We start from the raw sequence: 20,149 nt of genomic DNA, 5'->3' as shown, positions 1-20,149 counted from the left end.
CCGCAAGCCCGGCTCGCGAACATGACGACCACAAGATCGCCCCTCAAGGATGAGCCGGGATGGGCGACACATACGCCGTTTCCGAATTTCGGTAAAGCGGAATATTTTTTCTGGAGGGGATTGACGCGCCCGCGACACAGGTCGCGCAATGAGACGCCTCGCGCAGAAGCAACAAGGGGCGGTGCAAAACACCGCCCCTTGGCGAGAACGAGACTGCGGCGAGGACAGGCGCCTAATACGGCTGATAATAGCCACGCGGACCATAGTAGGGACCGCCGCCGTAATATCCCTGGCCGCCGTAGTAAGGACCGGGACCGTAATTATAGCGGTCCTCGTAGTACTCCTGGCGCCTGCTCTCTGCGATCGCGCCGCCGATCAGACCTGCCGCCGCGCCCATGAAAGCGAGGCCTGCAGCGTTCGGACCTCGCCGATAATAGCGGTGGCGGCGAGCCGCGCTGAAATCGGTGGCAGCCGGAGCGACCGAGCCCGCGGCAGCGGCTTTGGTGGGCGCGGGCGAGTTGGCAGCCGAAGGGGTGATCGGGGCCGTCATCAGAACAAGACTTGCGAAAGCTGCCAGCCCAACGCTGCGGCCGGCTGCGGAAATCATCGGTCCTTTATTCATCTTGACCTTCCTGTTCTCGCTCGAAGCGACATAATCAAACAAGACTAAACGTCCAAACCACTGAAATGGTTTCGTGATCGCGGCAATCTGCCACGCGTTGAACGATTGTAGATCGAACGTCCAGATCCAGCTTGAACCATCCAACATGAGCGGATAATGAACAGGCGCACCGTCTTTCGGTCGCCGTAAGCGTTTTACGTGAACCAACGCATCAACCGACGCCGTCGGGATCGATGCCATTCTTGGGTTCACCGTGACTGACGCGTCTTATTCCAAGAGAAACCAGATGATTGCGGTTCGCAAACTGCCGGCGCGCTATGCGTCGATCGTGATGCCATTTGTGCTGTCCATCCTCATGACAGCCGTGGTGTCGGTCATTTCCACCCTTCGAAGCCTCGGCGCAACGCCGGCGTTCCTCGCGACCTGGCCGGGCGCCTGGGCGCTGTCATGGCTCGTCGCCTTTCCGACGCTGCTGATGGTGCTGCCACTGGTCCGCCGGATCGTGGCTAGCGTCGTCGCTGCTCCCTTGCAGCCAGGCCGATAGCAGGCGCGGACGGCGGCGCATGACGCACGCCGTCCCGCTTCCGCGTGACCTTACGACAGCGCGCCGAGTACGCCGCGCGTCGCCTTGTCGATCTCCTCGACATAGCGGCGGCGGGCGAAGGTCTCGGTAAGGAAGCCGACCACCTTGCGGCTGTCGGTGGAATCGACCACCGCCAGCATCTCGGCCTCCGCCTCGTCGAACACCGCCATCGCCGACTTCACGTTCATTTCCGGGATCAGCACGATCTCGGTCAGGCGCGCGAGCTCGATCACCTGGATTTCGTCGGCGATGGTGTCGAGGTCGCCCGAGAACAGGTCGGGCAGCAGGACAAGGCCGACATATTCGTCCGCATTGTTGACGATGACGATCCCGGGCCGCGAGCCCAGCGCGAATTCGCGGCGGACCGCGGCGATCGTCGTGGTCGACGGCACCTTGCCAACATCTGAGCGCATCAGCCGCTCGACGGTGAGGTTGCGCAGCCAGCCGACGTCGTTGGCGCTGCGGATGGTCTCGCCGCGCAGATGCAGGCGCCAGGTCGAGAAGGAGTGCCCGAACATGAAGCGGACGCAGATCGAGGTGACGATGCAGCCGGCGAGCACCACGGCGGTAACGTCGACGTTGCGGGTCATCTCGAGCACGAGGAACGACATGGTCAAGGGACCGCCGACGATGGCGACGCCCAGCGTCGCCATGCCCGTCAGCATCGCGACCAGCGGATCGATCACGAAGTTCGGGCTGATCAAGAGCAGCACCGCGGAGAAGAACTTTCCGATCAGGCTGCCCACGAACAGCGAGGCAAAGAACAGGCCGCCGCGGAAACCGGAGGCGAGCGAGATCAGGCAGGCCGTCACCTTCAAGGCGATGATCAGCGCGATCAGGCCGATCGTCATGTCGTGAAAGAGATCGAGCACCATTGCGCCGTGGCCGGCCGCCAGCACCTGCGGCGTGACGATCGCAAAACCGCCGACGATGAGGCCGCCGATCACCGGGCGCAACCAGACCGGCAGCCATTTGAACAGGCGCTCGAACATCGAGGACGAGCGCATCACGGCGATGCCGACACCGCTGGTGACGAGCGCGAGACCGATCAGCGCGAGATATTGCTCGACGCCGACGGCGCTGACCTTGGGTATTTCGAGCGAGTATGGCGCGCCGCCGAGCCATTGCGCGGTCAGGGCGCCCGCGAGCGAGGCGGCGAGGATCGGCGCCGCGCTGCCGACCGAGTAGACGCCGACGATCAGCTCGCAGGCGTAGAAGGCGCCCGTGATCGGTGCACCGAAGGCCGCCGCGATCGCCGCAGCGGCACCGCAGCCGACGATCAGGCGCAGATCGTTGCGGCGCAGATTGAAGAACTTGCCGAGCAACGAGGCGATACCCGAGCCGATCTGGGTATAGCCGGCCTCGAGGCCGACGGAGGCGCCGCAGCCGTTCGAGATCAGCGTCTGGCTGGACACCACCACGCTGTCGCGCATCGACAGATTGCCGCCGCGCAGTGCGTTCGCCTCGATCGGATCGACCGCGCTGGAGAGCTTGAGCCGTCGCCGCCACCACTCCATGATCCCAAGCACCAACCCGCCCAGCGCGGGCGCGATCAGCGCGGCCCACGGACTGACGCTGGTATTGGCGGACAGGCGGACGTCGATGGGAATGCCGTAGATCACCATGTGGGCAATCTGCGCAATCTCGGCCATCAGCGTCACGATGGCGCCGGCGAGCGTGCCGATCACCAGCGCCAGCGGGATCAGATAGAATTCGTTGCTGCGTAGCAGCGCCCGCAGCCGAACCATGATGCGGTTCGTCCCCTTGCGGTCGGCGAGATGTCTGATCCGCAGGAACACGTTCTGTCCGCCCTACCCTTCCGACATGCCGTAACCGGACATGCGCTGGCGGACCCGCTCGATCTCGGCGCTCGACAGCAGCGGCGGCTCTCCGATCTGGAGACAGCCGTGATATTGCCGCGCCAGCGTCTCGACCTCGACGGCGAGCCACATCGCCTTGTCCAGCGACTTGCCGATCGCGATCATGCCGTGATGGTCGAGCAGGCAGGCAAGTCGGCCCTCCAGCGCCCGCACGGCATGTTCGGACAGCTCCGCCGTTCCGAAGGTGGCATAGGGCGCGCAGCGGATGCTGTCGCCGCCGGCGGCCGCGATCATGTAGTGCACGGGCGGGATCTCCAGGCCCATGATCGCCAGGATGGTGCAATAGGTCGGATGGGCGTGGACGACGGCGTCGACGTCTGGCCGGGCCTTCAGGATGTCGAGGTGGAAGCGCCACTCGCTGGACGGCTTCTGATCGGGCGCGTGCGAGCCGTCCATCGTCATGAACACGATCTGGTCCGGCGTCATGGCGTCGTAGGGCACGCTGGTCGGGGTGACCAGAAGCCCGTCCACATGCCGGACGCTGATATTGCCCGAGGTGCCCTGGTTGATGCCGAGCGCATTCATGCGGCGGCAGGCGCCGATGATGGCCTGTCTCTTGTCGAGCTCGTCCGCTGTCATCGACATCTCGATTTCCTGACGATGGGCGCCTGTCAGACGGGGAGTACGTCAAGCAATATGGCAGCGCAAGAGAAAGCGGACCGGATCGCGCGCGATCCCGCCAGCCGCCTCATGGCATCATGGAATAAACATGAAAATCAACGCATTAACAGATTGTCGCAGCTCTACGGCAAGCTTGCCCGGACCGCAGCGATGCCGTTGATCACGAACTGCACCGAATAGGCCGCGAGCAGCATGCCGAGCACGCGCGAGAGGACGGCGTTGCCGGTGCGCCCGAGGCTCCGCGCGATCATGTTCGCGGAGACAAAGCAGAGCATGCAGAGCAGGCACACGGCGAGCACGACCGCGATGATGATCGCGAGCCTCGGTCCGTAGCCGGCATCGCCGGTCAGGAGCAGCGTGGTCGCGATCGCGCCGGGACCGGCCATCATCGGGATCGCCAGCGGGAATACCGCGACGTCGGAGGCATGCTCCGAGGTTGCCTTATCGGCCTCGCGGGCCTCGCGATGCGGACGGTCGCCGAAGATCATCTGGTAGGACACGCCGAACAGCAGCAGCCCGCCGGCGATCTGGAAGGCGGGGATGCCGATCCCGAGCTGGCGCAGCAGCCAGTTTCCGATCAGGGCGATCACCACCAGGATCGACGCCGCAATCAGCGGCGCACGCAGCGCGATGGTGCGCATGGTCTTGTCGGGCATGCCTCCGGTCGCAGCGAGGAAGGCCGGCGCAAGGCCCACCGGATCGACCACGAGCAGCAGCGTCACGAACGCGGACAGGGTGAAGTCGATCATGTCTCGGTGGGCTCCCTGGACGCAGGAACGATGGCTGGCGGACTGACTTAGCCCGATAGAACCGCTTTGAAAATCACCGGAGATGCACAATGAGTGACAGTGGAATTGGAATGTTGCTGGGTCACCTTTCGGGCAACCTGCTCTGGCTCTGGTTCATCGGTGCCTTCGTGCTCGGTGCGGTCCTCGTCTACGGCGTGGCGAAGGCGGGGCGCCTGCGGCGCCGCGAGCGCGCGCAGCTCGACCGCAACACCGAGGCGCGGCAGCGGCAGGAAGATCCCTACAAGCGCCCGACCTGAGCGCAGGCTGCAGTTTGGAACTTTCGTTCTCCGAAAGCTTTTGATCGCCTGAGGATTGCGGAAGGCGATGCCTTCGCGCGTCACCTCAAGAGGAGGATGTATGGCAAAACGAGCAAAGAAGCGCACAAGCAAGAAATCGTCGACGGGCCGCGCCCGTCAGGCGCCGAAGATGTTGAGCGACCTATTCCTGGAGACGCTCAAGGACATCTATTTCGCCGAGAACAAGATCATCAAGACCCTGCCCAAGATGGCCAAGGCTGCCAATTCGAAGGAGCTCGCGGCGGCTTTCAACAAGCATCTGCGCGAGACCCAGGGCCAGGTCAAACGTCTGGACCAGATCTTTAAGATGCTGGGCAAGCCGGCCCGCGGCAAGCCTTGCGAAGCGATCAACGGCATCACCGACGAAGGTGCCGAGATCATGAAGGAGTTCAAGAACGCGCCTGCGCTCGACGCCGGCCTGCTCGCAGCCGCGCAGGCGGTCGAGCACTACGAAATCTCCCGCTACGGCACGCTGCGCACCTGGGCCGAGGAGCTCGGCATGCAGGACGCGGCAAAGCTGCTGCAGGCGACGCTGGACGAGGAAGAGGCGACCGATCACGCCCTGACCGAGCTCGCCACCTCCGTGATCAACCTCGAGGCGGAAGAGGAATACCGCCAGGCGGCCTGAGGCACACATAGGGTGACGACGGAACGCCGCGGCCCGGAAGGCCGCGGCGCTTGTTTTCGGATCGCACGATCCGCATGGCACCTGCGCGCAGCCGGGCTGGAATTCTCGGGAACCGGCCCCATATTCAGCGATCCTCACCCGCCGAGCCCGCATCATGCAACCCAAAAATCCCCTCGACTGGATGCTGTCCGAAGCCTTGGACTCGCTGACCCGCGCCGAACGGCTGCGCCAGCAGTTCGGCCGGCAGGAAGCCTGCTGGGAGCCGCCGATCGACGTGCTCGAAACCGAGCATGAGCTCCTGATCCTGGTCGCGCTTCCCGGCGTCAATCCCGACAATGTCGAGACTGTCATCCATGACGGCGTGCTCGTCATCTCCGGCCAGCGCACCCTTCCGCCAGAGCTTCGCAACGCCCGCATCCACCGGCTCGAACTGCCGCAGGGGCGTTTTGAGCGCCGCATTGCATTGCCCGTTGGCCGTTACGCCATCAGCCGCTTCGTGATGGACGGCTGCGTCGCGCTGCGCCTCGCCAAATCCTGAGGTCGATCATGGCCACCGAACCAATGAATACCGCACCGACCAATCCCCAGAGCAATTCCGACGTGAAGATTCCCGAAGACGCGCTGATCATCATTCCCGTGCGCGAAATGGTGCTGTTCCCCGGCGCCATCGCGCCGATCGCGATCGCACGGCCGAAGTCGGTCGCCGCCGCGCAGCAGGCGCTGCGCGAGCAGCGGCCGGTCGGCATCGTCCTGCAACGCAGCCCCGAGACCGAGGAGCCCGGACCGGACGACCTCTATCGGGTCGCGACCATCGCCAACATCGTGCGCTACATCACCGCGCCCGACGGCACCCATCACATCGTCTGCCAGGGCGTGCAGCGCGCGCGCATCCTCGACTTCCTGCCGGGGACGCCGTTCCCGGCCGCGCGGATCCAGCAGATTCCGGAGCCGACCACCAGCACGCCCGAGATCGAGGCCCGCGGGCTGAACCTGCAGCGTCAGGCCATCGAGGCGATCGAGCTGCTGCCGCAGGCGCCGCCCGAACTGGTCGCGATGTTCCAGGGCACCACGGCGCCCGGCGCGCTGGCGGACCTGGCGACCTCGTTCATGGACATCAAGCCGCAGGACAAGCAGGAGGTGCTGGAGACCATCGACCTCGCTCTGCGTGTCGAGAAGGTGTCGAAGCATCTGGCCGAACGGCTGGAGGTGCTGCGCATCAGCAACGAGATCGGCCAGCAGACCCGCGCCAGCTTCGACGAGCGGCAGCGCGAAGCGATCCTGCGCGAGCAGATGGCGACCATTCAGCGCCAGCTCGGCGAAGGCGACGGCAAGGCGGCCGAGGTGGCCGAGCTGACGGCTGCCATCGCCAAGGCCAACATGCCGCCCGAGGCCGATGCACATGCGAAGAAGGAGCTGCGCCGCTACGAGCGCATGCCGGAGGCCGCCGGCGAGGCCGGCATGGTCCGCACTTACCTGGACTGGCTGATCGAGCTGCCGTGGGCACTGCCCGCGGAGAAGCCGATCGACATCAAGGAAGCGCGCCGCATCCTCGACGCCGATCACTTTGGCCTGGAGAAGATCAAGAGCCGGATCATCGAATATCTGGCGGTGCGCAAGCTGGCGCCGCAGGGCAAGGCGCCGATCCTGTGCTTCATCGGACCGCCCGGCGTCGGCAAGACCTCGCTCGGCCAGTCCATCGCACGCGCGATGGACCGTCCCTTCGTGCGCGTCAGCCTCGGCGGCGTGCATGACGAGGCCGAGATCCGCGGCCACCGGCGCACCTATATCGGCGCGCTGCCCGGCAACATCATCCAGGGCATCAAGAAGGCCGGCGCCCGGAACTGCGTCATGATGCTGGACGAGATCGACAAGATGGGCCGCGGCGTGCAGGGCGATCCTTCCGCCGCGATGCTGGAGGTGCTCGACCCCGAGCAGAACGGGACATTCCGGGACAATTACCTGGGCGTGCCCTTCGACCTGTCGCGCGTGGTGTTCATCGCGACCGCAAACATGCTGGACCAGATCCCGGGTCCGTTGCTGGACCGCATGGAGCTGATCAGCCTCGCCGGCTACACCGAGGATGAGAAGCTGGAGATCGCGCGGCGCTATCTGGTGCGGCGGCAGCTCGAGGCCAACGGCTTGACGCCGGAGCAAGCCGAGATCGAGCCGGAGGCGCTGAAGCTGGTGGTCAAGGGCTACACCCGCGAAGCCGGCGTGCGTAACCTGGAGCGGGAGATCGGAAAGCTGTTCCGCCATGCTGCCGTGCAGGTCGCCGAGGGCACGGCTGCCAAGATCGTCGTGACGCCAAAGGACATCGGCACTGTGCTCGGCCAGCCGCGCTTCGAAGGCGAGATCGCGCAGCGCACCAGCATTCCAGGCGTGGCCACTGGCCTGGCCTGGACGCCGGTCGGCGGCGACATCCTGTTCATCGAGGCCTCGCGGGTATCAGGCCGCGGGGGCATGATCCTGACCGGCCAGCTCGGCGAGGTCATGCGCGAGAGCGTGCAGGCTGCGATGACGCTGGTGAAGAGCAAGGCCACGCAGCTCGGCATCGATCCGCAGCTGTTCGAAAAGAGCGACATCCACGTTCACGTGCCGGCAGGCGCGACCCCGAAGGACGGACCGAGCGCGGGCGTTGCGATGTTCACGGCGCTGACGTCCCTGCTCACCAATCGCACGGTGCGCAGCGACACCGCCATGACCGGCGAGATCTCGCTGCGCGGCCTGGTGCTGCCGGTCGGTGGCATCAAGGAGAAGGTGGTGGCAGCCGCGGCCGCGGGCCTGAAGCGGGTGATGCTGCCGGCGCGCAACAAGCGGGATTACGACGATATCCCGCAGAGCGCGCGGGACAACCTCGAATTCATCTGGCTGGAGCGCGTCGACGAAGCCATCGCCGCGGCGCTCGAGCCGGCCGAGGCCAAAATCGAGGCCAAGGTCGAAGCGGCGGAGTGAATGCGATGAAGAAACTGCTGGAAAAAGCGAAGCAATCGCGAAAGACGCAGCGGTTGCGCCAGTTGCTCGATCGCGCCATCGACGGGGTTCGCGATGCGCTGGCGGCATCCGGACCGCGGCTTCAGCCGATCCCGGTCCGCGCGAAGCGCCGCAAGGGTTGAGCCCTCCGTCTCAAGTCCTCGCGACAGCCCCGAACAAAAGGCCCCCTCGCTCGAGGGGGCCTTTGCGTTGTTAGCCCACGGCGTCCTTGGCGGCCTTGACCGGGCGGGCGCGGACGATCTTCCGGGCCGGCTTGGCCTTGAACATCATCTCTTCGCCCGTGAACGGGTTGGTGCCCTTGCGCGCCTTGGTGGCGGGCTTCTTGATGACCACGAACTTGGCGAAGCCCGGCACCAGGAACAGGCCGTTCTTCTTGAGCTCCTTGTGACCGACGTCGGTCAGCGTCTCCATGACGCTCTTGACGTCACGCTTGGAAAGCTCGGTGGTGGTCGCGATCTTTTCGATCAGCTGCGATTTCGACATTTGGGTGGCCATCGTGTCTCCTCTGATTCGTTGACGGCTGCATATTAGACCAACCGGTGAAGGCCTATAGCCTTCTGCCCAGTTTTGTCGGGGTTTTACGGGCTTTTTGGCCCTCTGTGGCAAAAAACCCTGCTTTTTAGCCACTTCCGGAGCGGGAGAAGCCTCAGGCAGCGGATTTTACCTTGTTTCAAAGGCCCGCACGCAGCCTTGCTAAAGCTGATTCGATGCTTTCGACAAGCGATGACCGGCCTCTTTGTCGGAGTCCGGTCGCGATTCACCCTGGAAAATAAGCCTAGATCGTCGTGATGTGGCGATCGCGGGTACTTTCTCTCCCTTATTTCCAGGGAGCGCGACGAGCTTCGCTCGCGCTAGATACGTTCGATGATGACGGCCGGGGCCATGCCACCGGCCGCGCACATGGTGACGAGACCGCGCTTCAAGTCGCGCCGTTCAAGCTCGTCGAGCAGGGTGCCGATCAGGATCGAGCCGGTGGCGCCGATGGGATGGCCGAGCGCGATCGAGCCGCCGTTGACGTTGACCTTGGCGCGGTCGAGCTTGAGGTCGCGGATGTATTTTTCCGCAACCACGGCAAAGGCCTCGTTGATCTCGAACAGGTCGATGTCGTCGATGGTCAGCCCCGCCTTCGCCAGCACCTTGTGCGTCGCCGGTACCGGCGCGTTCAGCATCAGCGTCGGCGAGTCCCCCATATTCGCCATCGCGACGACGCGGGCGCGCGGCTTCAGGCCGTGCGCCCTGGCGTAGGCGGGCGAAGCCAGAAGGATCGCGGCGGCGCCGTCGACGACGCCGGACGAATTGCCGGCGTGGTGCATGAAGTCGATCTCGAGGTCGGGGTACTTCTGCAGAATCAGGCCGCGATAGGTCGTGCCCTTGTCGTCGAGCGCATGGTCGGCGACCGCGGGGAATGCGGGCTTCAACGCGCTCAGCCCTTCCATCGTGGTCTGCGGCCGCGGATATTCTTCATGGTCGAGCGCGAGGCTGCCGTCCTCGCGATGCACCGGCACGAGGCTCTTCTTGAAGTGGCCGTTCGTGATCGCATGCGCGGCACGCTTCTGACTTTCGAGGCCAAGCGCGTCGACGTCCCTTCGCGTGATGTTTTCAAGCGTCGCGATCGCGTCGGCGCAGACGCCCTGATGCGACTGCGGATGCCGCGCACGCAGGCGCAGATTGCCGTTGTCCATCATCATCGGGCCGCCCCCGCGGCGTCCTTCCATCGACATCATCTCGCAGCCGCCGGCGACGACGAGATCCTCCGTGCCCGACATGATCGAGCTTGCGGCCATGTTGACGGCGGTGATGCCGGAGCCGCAGAAGCGGTCGAGCGTCACGGCACTGGCGCATACGTCGTAGCCGGCGTCCAGCGCCGACATGCGGCCGAGATCGCCGCCTTGCGTTGCGACCTGCGCGCTGCAGCCCCAGATGATGTCGTCGACGTCGGCGGTGTCGATGCCGGTGCGCGTCGCGAGCGCGCGCAGCACGGTTGCTCCCAGCTGCTGCGGATGAATGCCCGAGAGCGCCCCCTTGCCGGCCTTGCCGACGCCGCGCGGGGTCCGGCAGGCATCGATGATGAGTGCGTCGGTCATTGGCGTTATCCTCTTGTTGAATGGTTGGAGGCGTTTTGAATCAGCGGGCGAAGGGAGTCAATGCGCGCTGGCGGAACCGTCTCACCCCGCCCTCTCAACGCGAGCCAAGCTCGTCGCCCTTCCGCAGAGCGGGGCGAGGGAGAGCGATCACACCCCCGCCGCGTTCTTCGCGATCACGTTGCGATAGAAGCTGGCGCTGAGTTTCGGCGTGCGCACCTGGGTGTCGAAATTGACGTGGTAAAGCCCAAAGCGCTTGTTGAGCCCGAACACCCATTCAAAATTGTCCATCAGGCTCCAGAGGAAGTAGCCGCGCACCGGCACGCCTTCGGCGGTGGCGCGCTGGAGCTGGGCCAGGTAGTTGCGCAAATACATGATGCGGTCGGTGTCGTAGATCTTGCCGTCGGGCGTCACGACGTCGTCGCCGGAGGTGCCGTTCTCGCTGATATAAATCGCGTCCGTTTTCCAGATCTTTGCCGCCAGCTTGGGCACCCAATAGATCGTCTCGGGGCCGACGCGCAGCCAGTCCGAATTCATGTGCGGGAAGGATTTCGGGATCGGCAGCGGCATGAAGCCCGCGCCCTGGTCGGAGGCCACCACATAGTTCTGCGGCGCGTAGATGTTGAGGCCGAGGAAATCGACCGGCGAGGAGATGATCTTCAGCTCCGCATCCGTGTATTTCGGCGCGTCGCGCCCGGCGAATTTCAGGAAGGCGTCGGTGTACTGGCCCGTCATGATGACGTTGAGATAGCCGGCGTTCATTTCGCGCAGCGCGATCTCTGCGGCGCGGACGTTCTCCGGCGTGTCGATCGCGGGGGCACAGGCATCGATGTTCTCCGCCGGCCCCACCCTGGTGCCACGGCGGCCATGGGCGCGTACCGCCTGCACCGCAAGCCCGTGCGCGAGCGCGCTGTTGTGCCTGATCTGGTTGACCTCGGCTTGTGGCAGCGTCACGCCGGGCGCGTCGATGCCGATGCCGTAGCCGAAATAGACGAAGCGACCGCTCTCGTTCAGTGTGAATACGTTCTTGACGCGATCGGTCAGGTGCTCGGCGACATAGGCCGCGTAATCACCGAAGATCTTGCAGGTCTCCGTCGACCGCCAGCCGCCAAACCGGTCCTGGAGCGATTGCGGCAGGTCCCAATGATAGAGCGTCAGCCACGGCTCGATGCCGTTCTTGAGGAGTTCGTCGACCAGGCGGTTGTAGAAATCGAGTCCCTTCGGGTTGGGCTTGCCGTCGCCGTCCGGAAACAGCCGCGGCCAGGCCACCGAGAAGCGATAGGCCTTGCAGCCGAGCTCCCTGATGAGCGCGATGTCCTCCTTGTAGCGGTGATAGTGCTCGTTGGCGCGGTCGCCGGTCGAGCCATCCTCGATCTTGCCGGGGATGCGGACGAACTTGTCCCAGATCGAGGCCCCTCGCCCGTCCTCGTTGACCGCGCCCTCGACCTGATAGGACGAGGTCGCCGTGCCCCAGACGAAGCCCGCGGGGAAACCGTCCACGTTTCGCGGCGGCGATGCGGGCTTGGCGTCCGCGACCTCGAGAGGATTGGCGATTCCGGCTGCGGACAATCCCGCCAGCGTGGCGAACTGGCGACGCGAGACCTTGTCCGACATTGATCGTGCTCCGGGGTGATGCTCTTTCGGTGGCACCATGGCGAATCGCGGGTCGTTTGAGAAGCGGGCGAGCCGAGGGCCGAGGATGCAGGATTGCGGAATGCGACAAAGTTGTCCGAAAGGGGCTAGGGCGATCGTCGGCAGAGCTACCCCAAAGCCGAAATACCAGCCCCACCGTCATTCGAATTCCAGCCCAATCCGGCAAGGAAGTTGTCAGTTCCCTCGATACGAGGGCCCGTAGGCTCACAGAATGCCATATACCGCTCGGAAATTACGACCAAACTTCGCAAATATGGCGTATGCTGCAGCCATCGCCGCTCCGCTCTGGGCGATTGTCTGTCTGCACCGGTCAAGCAAGAGAACGACTGACTTATGACGCGGTTTGACCGCATCAGACTGTGGTAACCTCTTCCGCTTGACCAAGCGCCTGTCCTGCCAGGGATACAATGACTGACCCGCGTCAGAGCCACCGTGAATTCGAGGTAGATATATGTCGTATGCCTACAAGCTGAATGAAGACGTTCGCCACCAGCCCCAAGGCCCACAAGGACGTGCCGCAACTGAGCCACCGATGATTTACACCATCGTCCAGCATATGCCCATCGAGTCCGATGGACGTCTCCGATACCGCATCAAGTGCAAGTCGGAGAAAATCGAGCGAGTCGTCACGGAAGATCAGCTTTCGTATTCGCAGTGATCGCTTGATGACGGCGGGAATCCAGCGCGGATGAATTGGCTCGGTGTTGCCATGACCAACGACGGGACCGTTCTCGTTGCTTGGCGAGCCTGGATTGCGGAATGTCTGCCTGGGTCGGGAGCAGACATGAGGTCCTTCCGCCGCGGTGGCGCGCGGGCTTCCGCGATCAGCGCGAGCGCTTCGGCAACTTTGGCAGCTTGTCGGGATTGAACGGCGGCATCTGCCCGGTTCGTTCAGGTGCGGGCGCCTGCTGTTCCGTCAGAATCAGCGTACCCTGGAGGATCATTCCCGGCGCTTGCGCTGCCGTCGCCGTGTAGGTCGCCACCTTGCCCGGGCAGTTTCCCTCGATGTCCAGCGTGAGCTCATCGTCGACGCCGAACACGGTTGCGCGTCCGTCGGTATGGCGCTTCGTCGACACGGTGGCGGTGAAGCGATCGCCGTCGACCTTGCAAGAGCCGTGATAGGTCATCAGGCTGTCGCAGCCCCAGATCTGTCCGTCTGCGATATGGACGATCCCGGTCCCCTGATCGAGCGGCGTCTTGTACCAGGCGGCGTAGGTGCCGTCCTTCAACATGGGAGCAGTCTCCCCTGGTATTTCCTCGCGCATATCGACACGATCAGCGCTAACAAAGCGTTAATCGCGCGGCCCGTGCCAATCCGGGCTATTCCTGCGCAGCTCGGCCTCCAGGTCTTCAATGATGCTGTGAAGCAGACAGGCGGCAAGTGGATCGGTCACTTCGCGCTCCAAATGCCGGTACCGCGCGATCTGGAATTCCTGCTCTCTCAACTGGTGCTCTGTCATCGGACGGGCCCTCCGACGAACCGACGCAGAGACAGCCGAACAGTTTCGTTACAATTTTAGGATCATTCGCTATGGTTTCCGATCGGTAAAAACAACGCGACGCCAAGCTTCGCCGGCGGGCGGGATCATCGGAGATGTCAAAAGGTCGATACGCTGACACGCACCGCTGTCACGGCACGTCGCCGCCGCTGCGACTTCCACCGATGCTGTGCGGCTTATTGAGGAAGAACTCCCGGTTACCGAGAGCCGCCTCCGCGTACTGATCAATCGCAACCTGGATGGCCTCGATGTGCATGCGGCACCAACCCTCGAGGCAGGACAGGCGCCGCGCATGATGAAGCGCCTTCAGAAATTCCGGCGGCTCCTGCATGTCGGAGAAGTAGGTCGGCCTCTCCCCCTTCATGCTCGTGCCATCTTTCGCGGCGGAACAAGGCTGCGCTTCTCAACCCCGACGCGCGATGGCATCGGCCGACGGCGGGGAACGAACAGGCTGGCGACGACGATCGGGTCGGTGTCTCCGAGCGCGGCCCGCTCCTGAACGAGCCCGCTCATTACCGTGCGCATCTTCATGACTTCGCCTGCGACGAAGCTGCAGTCCTCGTCCCTGTTGATCTGCTCATGCATGATCGCCTCGGCCTCACGCATGCTGACGCGTAACGCCCTGATGATCCTGCGGATTTCGTTGATGCGGTTGTCCATGGCTCGCTCCCTTGGCTGGACGAGCAGCATAAGAACAAAACATGAACAATGAGTCAATCGGCTTGAGGTAGAGCAGAGCCGGCGTGACACGCCATGCCGGGCGGCGCCAACCCGGGCTTACCGAGCCAAGATCAGAACGTCACCCGCATCCCCGCATAGAACGCACGCGGCCTTGCCGGACTGAGCGAGCGCGGGTCGGTGAACTCGGCACCGCCATTGGTGAAGTTGGGCACGGCTTCGCGGTCGAAGAACTGTCCGTAGGTCGCGTAGCGCCTGTCGAAGATATTGTCGATCTTGCCGTAGAGCTGGACGTTCTTGGTCACCTGGTAGGACGTGTGCAAGTTGAACACGGTGTAGGACGGCAGCTTCGTATATTGGTTGGACTCGTCGCCGACCAGATATTGGCTGGAGACGAACAGCGCGTTGCCGCCAACCTTCCACACGTCGGTGACGGCATAGTCGATGCCGACCTTGACGCGATGGCGCGGGATCGCGGGGAGCTGGTTGCCGGGTAGCACCTGAATGGTCTCGGTGACAGTATCCCTGAACGAGCTTTCGGAACCGAGCGCGAAAGCGTCGAGATAGCGTGCGTCGACGAAAGCGTAGCTCGCCTGAAACTGAAGCGTGGGCGACTTGATGTTGACCTCAGCTTCGAGCCCCTGACGCCTGGTACGGCCGACGTTGGAGAAATAGCCGAAGCCGGTGCGGCCGACTGCGGGAACGGCGACGATGTCGTCGTAATTGGTGGCGCGGAAGCCGCCGATTTTCCAGCCGAGCGTGCCGATGTTCAGCTCCCTGCTGCCGCGCAGGCCCGCTTCCACGGTCTTGGACACGACCTGCTTCAATGGCGGATCGGAGACGAGAAACGCGGCAATCAGACAGGGACGGGCTGGATCCGAGCAGCCGAGCTCGAGCGGCGTCGGAACGCGGTTGGCCTCGGAATAGCCGGCGTAGGCCGTCAGCTCCGGCGTGATCTTGTAGGTGCCGCCGATTACCGGATTGAAGCGGGTGAAGGTGTGATCGCCGTTGAGATCGGTCCCGAGCTGATCCTCCAGCGTGATGCGCGCGACGTTGAACCGGCCGCCGCCGGTGACGGCGAAGGCGTCCGTGATATTGAACGTGTCCATTGCGTAGAGGCCGTTATATTGATTGACGGTCCGCAGCGAGACAGGGCCGGCAACGGTATCAGGTACGCCAGTCGGCCCCAGGAAGAGGCCGCCGCCGCTGACGACGTAGCTTTCTCCGATCGTGCCGATTTCGGCGGTGGCGTTATAGCGCGTGACACTGGCGTCATAGGTCGCGCCCATCACGAAGCGGTTGTCGTGGCCGAACAGCTGGTCGGTGTTGGTGGCCTGCCCCGACACGCCGAAGGTGGTCGAACGTATCGAGCTCCGGTCGATCTCGCCGAGGATGGTCCCGGACGCGAAAGGATTGGCAAGCGGCAGGCCGTTCACGCCGTTTGCCGGTGTGGCGCCGTCGCCGAAGCAAAGAAGCCCAGCGAGCCCCGGGTCAGTGCATTCCTGCGCGTCGGTCGGATTGCCGTCGACGAGCTTCTGCTCGTACCTGCGCACATGCGCGGTGCCTTCGAGCGTCCAGGTCGGCGTCGCATCGACCTTGCCCGTCAGGTTGAGATAGCCGACGCGGTTGGAAGTGGTCTGCGGGGTCGTGTAGGTCGCGCCCCAATATTTGTCGAGCAGCTCGGCGGGAACGGTGGCGTTGGCGCCGAAATCGTTCTTGGCGACGCCCATGTTGGCGTGGAATTCGCTGTCGCCCGCCTTGTAACCGACGTCGCCGTAGAAGCGCCGCACGTCCGATTGGGAGAAATTGCGGAAGCCGTTGTCGTGCAGGCCTTCGAGCGCGGCATAGACGCCGTAGTTCTTGTCGACCGTCTTGCCCCATTGCGCCGAGCCCTGAATGCGGCCGAACGAGCCGCCCATGAGATCAAGCTCCGAGCCCTGATAGGTAAAACCGTCCTTCATTTGCAAATTGATCGCGCCGCCCAGCGCGTTGAGGCCGAAGGCGGGATTGTTGGTCACGAGCGTCACCGACCGGATCGCCGCGGTCGGGATCAGGTCCCAGTTGACGGCGTCGGAGAAGGCCTCGTTGATGCGAACCCCGTTCTGATACACAGCGAGGCCTTGCGGCGTGCCCGTCACCGGCGAGGCAACGAAGCCGCGGAATTCGACATCCGGCTGAAATGGATTGCCGGTAACCTCGCTGATGTTGACGCCGGCGATGTTGTCGCGAAGCGCGTCGGTGATGTTCAGCGAGCCGGTGCGCTTGATCTGGCTGGCGTCGACGGCGTTGATCGCCGAGGGGACCTTGTCGACGTCAAGACCTCTGCCGGTACCCGGCGCGGTCGGATAGACGTAGAGGCGCGTCTTGGGGCTGGCGGATGACGGCGCTCCGATGTGCGCGACCGGACGCGATGACGCGGTGCGCCGCGCCGTTGACCGCGGCGGCGCCGTCACCTCGACCGGCGGCAGGTTCTGGACGTTGGTTTCCTCGTCCTGCGCGGCCCCCGCGGGGATCGCGAAGACGGAGAGCAGCCCGGTCGAAACCAAGGCGATCAACAAACGACGATTGAACCCAAGAGGCTTGAACCCAATAGGCTTGAACCGAAAACGCTTGAACCAAACACGATCGCCCATCCCAGCCTTCCCATCCGTGACCACCGACTGTTTTGATCTTCCCCCGGTTGGTCGAGACGAGTGTAATCGGCAGGAATGCGTGCGCCAGCCACAAAAGGTCGGGCCGTATCGCACCAATTTTCCCGACCAAATCGGGAATTTTTCCCGACGCGATCAGGCCGCTGCCGTCGGGACCAGGGCCTCTACGGTCAGACCACCGTCACCCGAGACGACGTTGAGCGTGCCGCCCAGCGCGAGAATCCGCTCGCGCATGCCGACGAGCCCGAAGCCGAGCTTTTGGCCGGGCTCCATGCCGCGGCCATTGTCGCTGACCCGCACCCGGGCACAGCTGCGGCCGTCGCTTGCCGCCTCCGCCACCGGCTCGATGACGACGTTAACCGAGGTCGCGCCGGCGTGGCGGAACACGTTGGTGAGCGCCTCCTGCACGATGCGGTAGATGGTGAGGTCGGCGGTCTCCCCGGTGACGCCAAGCGCCGGCGAGATCACGGTCTCGATGGTGACATCGGGATGCGACTCCCGCCACAGCCGAGACAGCGATTCCAGCGCCTGGCGCAGGCCGAGCTCGGCCAGGCCGACTGGCCGGAGGCGCTCCAGCACGCGGCGATTGAACTGCTGAAGCGCGTTGATCTGCTCCAGCATGGCACTGCCGTGTTTTCGCACGGCCTCCGCATTCGGGGCGCGTCCGTCCGCCTGCTTCGCCAGCGCGCTGGCATGCGCGCGTAGCGAGAACAAGTATGGCCCGAACTCGTCATGGAGCTCGCGCGCGATCTCCTTGCGCTCGACGTCCTGGAGCGACACCGTTCGCTCGGCGAGGCGCCGCTTGTCCTCGATGGCGTCACTGAGCGTTGCCGCAAGATGGTTGAGCTTGGTGCAGATCGCGGCGAGTTCCGGCGCGCCGCCCGGCGCGACGCGCGCCTGATAACGCCCGTCTTCGAGCTCGGCCATCACGTCCGCAAGGGATTGGAGCGGCGCCAATGCCCGGCCGATCACATTCATCATCACCAGGAACAGCGCCAGCGCGATCACCGAGCCGACCTCGAGCTGGGTCACGATGGCGTCCCAGATCTCGGCGATCTCGTCATCGGGATGGGAGGTGATCAGCAGCGAACCCGGCTTGCCATGGATCGAGACGGGCACGCTCACCGCGGTCTGCTCGGGATGAACCAGGCTGACGAACCAGGCCGGCGGCGCGCGGGTGTCGTCATCGGCGTCGGTCCGGGGCTGCGTCAGCGGACGGCCGGCTTCGTCCCGAAGCGCGATGCTGACATGGCGCAGGCGGCTGAGGTCGCGTGCGATCTGGTTCAGCCTGGCTTCCGGATCGGGCGCCTCGTTGAGATCCGCAACGATCATCTCGATGAATTCGCGCGCGAGCCGGATCACGCTCTGGTCCTCGGCCTGCACGCGCGGCCCGGCTTCCGCGACCTGGCGGCCGATATTCACGGCGAGTCCCAGCGCCAGCAGCAGCGCCAGCAGCAGGTTGATGCGCCCGCGCAAGGATAGATTTTGCCACATTGGTATCGCCCGTGCCCCCGCGAAGGATTGGCCTGCCCCTTGTCCGATAACGTTGACAGAGGCGAAGCGCCCGATATCTAATCGAAAGCGTACAGCAATCCCGGCCGGGCGCGAAACAGGCCAAGACGCTGTCGCGAGGAACGCCTATGCGCATTTTGATCGTCGACGATCATCCCATCGTCGCCTCCGGCTGCCGTGCCGTGCTGGCGGACGAGGGCGAGATCGAGATTTTGGAGGCCGCCGACGCCGAAGACGGCGAGTGCGTCTTCATCGTCGAGCGCCCCGACCTCTCGATCATCGACATCAACCTGCCGACCGTGTCCGGCTTCGAGCTCGCGCGCCGCATCCTCGAGCGCGCGCCCGAGGCCCGGATCATCATGTTCAGCATGAACGACGACCCTGCTTTTGCCGCGCGGGCGATCGAGTGCGGCGCCAAGGGCTATGTCTCCAAGACCGGTGACCCCGACGATCTCGTCGAGGCGATTCGCACCGTCGGCGGCGGCGGCACCTATCTGCCGAGCGCGATCGCGCGCAGCATCGCCTTTGCGGGACCCGCGCTGGCGCAAAGCCCGCTGTCGAAGCTGAACGCGCGCGAGATGGAGATTTTGCGGCTGCTCAGCGCCGGAAAGAGCCTATCCGAGATCGCCTGGCTGGTGCAGTCGTCCTACAAGACTGTCGCCAACACCTCGTCCATCATGCGCCAGAAGCTCGGGGTGAAAACCTCTGTCGAGCTGGTGCGGCTGGCGATCGACAGCGGCGTGGCCTGACGGCCGCCGCGAATTCGGTCACACAAGCGTTGCAATCCTGATGTGGTTGATGCCACGGAGCATAACGGCATGACGATCCAGACTGTCTCGACCAATACATCCTATGGCGGCGTGCAGGGCGTGTATCGCCATGCCAGCCAGGCGACCGGAACCGACATGACGTTCTCGGTCTATGTTCCCCCGCACGCACAGGGCGCCAAGCTGCCTGTGGTCTGGTATCTCTCCGGCCTCACCTGCACGCACGCCAACGTCACCGAGAAGGGCGAATTCCGCAAAGCCTGCGCCGAGCTCGGCTTGATCTTCGTCGCGCCCGACACCAGCCCGCGAGGCCCCGACGTGCCCGGCGATGCCAATAATGCCTATGATTTCGGTCTTGGCGCCGGCTTCTATGTCGACGCGACGGAAGCGCCGTTTTCAAGCAATTATCGCATGTGGAGCTACGTCACCGACGAACTGCCGAAACTCGTGGCGGAAAATTTTCCGGTCGATGCGAAGCGCCAATCGGTGATGGGCCATTCGATGGGCGGCCATGGCGCGCTGACGGTCGCGCTGCGCAACCCGCACCGTTTTCGCGCGGCCAGCGCCTTTGCGCCGATCGTCGCGCCGTCGCTCGTGCCCTGGGGCATCAAGGCGTTGACCGGCTATCTCGGGCCGAACAAGGACATTTGGCGCAGCCACGACACGGTGGCGCTGATCGAGGACGGCGCGAAGTTTTCAGGCTTCCTCGTCGACGTCGGCGAGGCCGATAACTTTTTGAAAGAGCAGCTTCGTCCTGAATTGCTGCAGGCGGCCTGTGCCAAGGCCAACATTCCGCTGACGCTGCGGCGGCAGGCGGGCTACGACCACAGCTATTACTTCATCTCGACCTTCATGGGCGATCACCTGCACTGGCATGCGGAGCGATTGAAGGGGTAAAT

The 20,149-nt window shown here is 64.2% G+C and carries 21 protein-coding genes; 8 read left to right on the top strand and 13 right to left on the bottom strand.

The genetic code is table 11. The features are described 5' to 3' along the window. Positions 1-232: 232 nt before the first annotated feature. Positions 233-622 carry a hypothetical protein gene (locus tag AC0L3B_RS32460; protein ID WP_473381683.1) on the bottom strand — a complete coding sequence of 130 codons (390 nt, stop codon included), beginning with the start codon at positions 620-622 and terminating at the stop codon, positions 233-235. Positions 623-908: 286 nt separating this feature from the next. Here AC0L3B_RS32460 and AC0L3B_RS32455 point away from each other — a divergent pair, with 286 nt between their 5' ends. Continuing rightward, a complete protein-coding gene (locus tag AC0L3B_RS32455) occupies positions 909-1,166 on the top strand; it encodes a DUF2798 domain-containing protein (RefSeq protein WP_085350586.1) in 258 nt (85 codons plus the stop codon). A gap of 50 nt (positions 1,167-1,216) precedes the next feature. Here AC0L3B_RS32455 and AC0L3B_RS32450 read toward each other — a convergent pair whose 3' ends face one another. The 3 genes from AC0L3B_RS32450 to AC0L3B_RS32440 all read right to left on the bottom strand — a co-directional run bounded on the left by AC0L3B_RS32450 (position 1,217) and on the right by AC0L3B_RS32440 (position 4,455). Then, positions 1,217-3,004, bottom strand: a complete 1,788-nt coding sequence (locus AC0L3B_RS32450; RefSeq protein WP_085361046.1) for a chloride channel protein — start codon at positions 3,002-3,004, stop codon at positions 1,217-1,219. Between the two features lie 12 nt (positions 3,005-3,016). Continuing rightward, positions 3,017-3,670 (bottom strand): class II aldolase/adducin family protein, encoded by a 654-nt coding sequence (locus AC0L3B_RS32445; protein ID WP_198957640.1) that lies wholly within the window; start codon positions 3,668-3,670, stop codon positions 3,017-3,019. Positions 3,671-3,828: 158 nt separating this feature from the next. Beyond that, entirely contained in the window at positions 3,829-4,455 is a 627-nt protein-coding gene (locus AC0L3B_RS32440) for a MarC family protein (protein WP_247335370.1), read from the bottom strand. Positions 4,456-4,544: 89 nt separating this feature from the next. Here AC0L3B_RS32440 and AC0L3B_RS32435 point away from each other — a divergent pair, with 89 nt between their 5' ends. From AC0L3B_RS32435 to AC0L3B_RS32415, 5 genes are all read left to right on the top strand, one after another. Next, positions 4,545-4,751 (top strand): hypothetical protein, encoded by a 207-nt coding sequence (locus AC0L3B_RS32435; protein ID WP_007601434.1) that lies wholly within the window; start codon positions 4,545-4,547, stop codon positions 4,749-4,751. A gap of 100 nt (positions 4,752-4,851) precedes the next feature. Continuing rightward, the gene (locus AC0L3B_RS32430; RefSeq protein WP_085384836.1) at positions 4,852-5,418 is read left to right on the top strand and encodes a YciE/YciF ferroxidase family protein; all 567 of its coding nucleotides are present in this window, start codon (positions 4,852-4,854) and stop codon (positions 5,416-5,418) included. A 154-nt stretch (positions 5,419-5,572) separates the two neighbouring features. Beyond that, positions 5,573-5,956 carry an Hsp20/alpha crystallin family protein gene (locus AC0L3B_RS32425; RefSeq protein ID WP_007601432.1) on the top strand — a complete coding sequence of 128 codons (384 nt, stop codon included), beginning with the start codon at positions 5,573-5,575 and terminating at the stop codon, positions 5,954-5,956. 8 nt (positions 5,957-5,964) lie between these two features. Continuing rightward, positions 5,965-8,370, top strand: a complete 2,406-nt coding sequence (gene lon / locus AC0L3B_RS32420; RefSeq protein WP_247295098.1) for an endopeptidase La — start codon at positions 5,965-5,967, stop codon at positions 8,368-8,370. A gap of 5 nt (positions 8,371-8,375) precedes the next feature. Further along, positions 8,376-8,531 (top strand): hypothetical protein, encoded by a 156-nt coding sequence (locus tag AC0L3B_RS32415; protein ID WP_247295101.1) that lies wholly within the window; start codon positions 8,376-8,378, stop codon positions 8,529-8,531. A 70-nt stretch (positions 8,532-8,601) separates the two neighbouring features. On the opposite strand, the gene AC0L3B_RS32410 is transcribed toward AC0L3B_RS32415, so the two are convergent. From AC0L3B_RS32410 to AC0L3B_RS32370, 9 genes are all read right to left on the bottom strand, one after another. Next, positions 8,602-8,904 (bottom strand): HU family DNA-binding protein, encoded by a 303-nt coding sequence (locus AC0L3B_RS32410; protein WP_007601427.1) that lies wholly within the window; start codon positions 8,902-8,904, stop codon positions 8,602-8,604. Positions 8,905-9,260: 356 nt separating this feature from the next. After that, a complete protein-coding gene (locus AC0L3B_RS32405) occupies positions 9,261-10,493 on the bottom strand; it encodes an acetyl-CoA C-acetyltransferase (protein WP_446480086.1) in 1,233 nt (410 codons plus the stop codon). A 147-nt stretch (positions 10,494-10,640) separates the two neighbouring features. Continuing rightward, positions 10,641-12,104: a GH1 family beta-glucosidase gene (locus AC0L3B_RS32400; protein WP_204511933.1), complete on the bottom strand. Its 1,464-nt coding sequence runs from the start codon at positions 12,102-12,104 to the stop codon at positions 10,641-10,643. An 863-nt stretch (positions 12,105-12,967) separates the two neighbouring features. Further along, positions 12,968-13,375: a hypothetical protein gene (locus AC0L3B_RS32395; RefSeq protein WP_018460275.1), complete on the bottom strand. Its 408-nt coding sequence runs from the start codon at positions 13,373-13,375 to the stop codon at positions 12,968-12,970. 60 nt (positions 13,376-13,435) lie between these two features. Next, complete coding sequence (locus tag AC0L3B_RS32390; protein WP_007601419.1) at positions 13,436-13,603, bottom strand: hypothetical protein; 168 nt, start codon at positions 13,601-13,603, stop codon at positions 13,436-13,438. A 169-nt stretch (positions 13,604-13,772) separates the two neighbouring features. After that, the gene (locus AC0L3B_RS32385) at positions 13,773-14,006 is read right to left on the bottom strand and encodes a hypothetical protein (protein WP_018460276.1); all 234 of its coding nucleotides are present in this window, start codon (positions 14,004-14,006) and stop codon (positions 13,773-13,775) included. Beyond that, positions 14,003-14,302, bottom strand: a complete 300-nt coding sequence (locus AC0L3B_RS32380) for a hypothetical protein (RefSeq protein WP_085384859.1) — start codon at positions 14,300-14,302, stop codon at positions 14,003-14,005. Before AC0L3B_RS32380 ends, AC0L3B_RS32385 begins: the two co-directional genes overlap by 4 nt. A 131-nt stretch (positions 14,303-14,433) precedes the next feature. Further along, the gene (locus AC0L3B_RS32375) at positions 14,434-16,953 is read right to left on the bottom strand and encodes a TonB-dependent receptor (protein WP_245329511.1); all 2,520 of its coding nucleotides are present in this window, start codon (positions 16,951-16,953) and stop codon (positions 14,434-14,436) included. Between the two features lie 153 nt (positions 16,954-17,106). Further along, entirely contained in the window at positions 17,107-18,465 is a 1,359-nt protein-coding gene (locus AC0L3B_RS32370; RefSeq protein ID WP_162496348.1) for a histidine kinase, read from the bottom strand. A 146-nt stretch (positions 18,466-18,611) separates the two neighbouring features. On the opposite strand from AC0L3B_RS32370, the gene AC0L3B_RS32365 reads away from it, so the two are divergent. Together AC0L3B_RS32365 and fghA are read left to right on the top strand one after the other, a co-directional pair. After that, entirely contained in the window at positions 18,612-19,232 is a 621-nt protein-coding gene (locus AC0L3B_RS32365) for a response regulator (protein ID WP_018460280.1), read from the top strand. A 69-nt stretch (positions 19,233-19,301) separates the two neighbouring features. Continuing rightward, positions 19,302-20,147: an S-formylglutathione hydrolase gene (gene fghA, locus AC0L3B_RS32360; protein WP_018460281.1), complete on the top strand. Its 846-nt coding sequence runs from the start codon at positions 19,302-19,304 to the stop codon at positions 20,145-20,147. Positions 20,148-20,149: the final 2 nt, after the last annotated feature.

It is taken from the genome of Bradyrhizobium sp. Kon56, assembly GCF_055807635.1.
The sequence above is the reverse complement of the archived record's forward strand: the minus strand, read 5'-3'. Positions and strand labels throughout refer to the sequence as shown.

Bases quoted from the DNA above. Each gene is read 5' to 3' on its own strand.
- AC0L3B_RS32460 (WP_473381683.1), bottom strand. From the start codon at position 622: ATGAATAAAGGACCGATGATTTCCGCAGCCGGCCGCAGCGTTGGGCTG.
- AC0L3B_RS32455 (WP_085350586.1), top strand. From the start codon at position 909: ATGATTGCGGTTCGCAAACTGCCGGCGCGCTATGCGTCGATCGTGATG.
- AC0L3B_RS32445 (WP_198957640.1), bottom strand. From the start codon at position 3,670: ATGTCGATGACAGCGGACGAGCTCGACAAGAGACAGGCCATCATCGGC.
- AC0L3B_RS32440 (WP_247335370.1), bottom strand. From the start codon at position 4,455: ATGATCGACTTCACCCTGTCCGCGTTCGTGACGCTGCTGCTCGTGGTC.
- AC0L3B_RS32435 (WP_007601434.1), top strand. From the start codon at position 4,545: ATGAGTGACAGTGGAATTGGAATGTTGCTGGGTCACCTTTCGGGCAAC.
- AC0L3B_RS32430 (WP_085384836.1), top strand. From the start codon at position 4,852: ATGGCAAAACGAGCAAAGAAGCGCACAAGCAAGAAATCGTCGACGGGC.
- AC0L3B_RS32425 (WP_007601432.1), top strand. From the start codon at position 5,573: ATGCAACCCAAAAATCCCCTCGACTGGATGCTGTCCGAAGCCTTGGAC.
- lon (WP_247295098.1), top strand. From the start codon at position 5,965: ATGGCCACCGAACCAATGAATACCGCACCGACCAATCCCCAGAGCAAT.
- AC0L3B_RS32415 (WP_247295101.1), top strand. From the start codon at position 8,376: ATGAAGAAACTGCTGGAAAAAGCGAAGCAATCGCGAAAGACGCAGCGG.
- AC0L3B_RS32410 (WP_007601427.1), bottom strand. From the start codon at position 8,904: ATGGCCACCCAAATGTCGAAATCGCAGCTGATCGAAAAGATCGCGACC.
- AC0L3B_RS32405 (WP_446480086.1), bottom strand. From the start codon at position 10,493: ATGACCGACGCACTCATCATCGATGCCTGCCGGACCCCGCGCGGCGTC.
- AC0L3B_RS32400 (WP_204511933.1), bottom strand. From the start codon at position 12,104: ATGTCGGACAAGGTCTCGCGTCGCCAGTTCGCCACGCTGGCGGGATTG.
- AC0L3B_RS32395 (WP_018460275.1), bottom strand. From the start codon at position 13,375: ATGTTGAAGGACGGCACCTACGCCGCCTGGTACAAGACGCCGCTCGAT.
- AC0L3B_RS32390 (WP_007601419.1), bottom strand. From the start codon at position 13,603: ATGACAGAGCACCAGTTGAGAGAGCAGGAATTCCAGATCGCGCGGTAC.
- AC0L3B_RS32385 (WP_018460276.1), bottom strand. From the start codon at position 14,006: ATGAAGGGGGAGAGGCCGACCTACTTCTCCGACATGCAGGAGCCGCCG.
- AC0L3B_RS32380 (WP_085384859.1), bottom strand. From the start codon at position 14,302: ATGGACAACCGCATCAACGAAATCCGCAGGATCATCAGGGCGTTACGC.
- AC0L3B_RS32375 (WP_245329511.1), bottom strand. From the start codon at position 16,953: ATGGGCGATCGTGTTTGGTTCAAGCGTTTTCGGTTCAAGCCTATTGGG.
- AC0L3B_RS32370 (WP_162496348.1), bottom strand. From the start codon at position 18,465: ATGTGGCAAAATCTATCCTTGCGCGGGCGCATCAACCTGCTGCTGGCG.
- AC0L3B_RS32365 (WP_018460280.1), top strand. From the start codon at position 18,612: ATGCGCATTTTGATCGTCGACGATCATCCCATCGTCGCCTCCGGCTGC.
- fghA (WP_018460281.1), top strand. From the start codon at position 19,302: ATGACGATCCAGACTGTCTCGACCAATACATCCTATGGCGGCGTGCAG.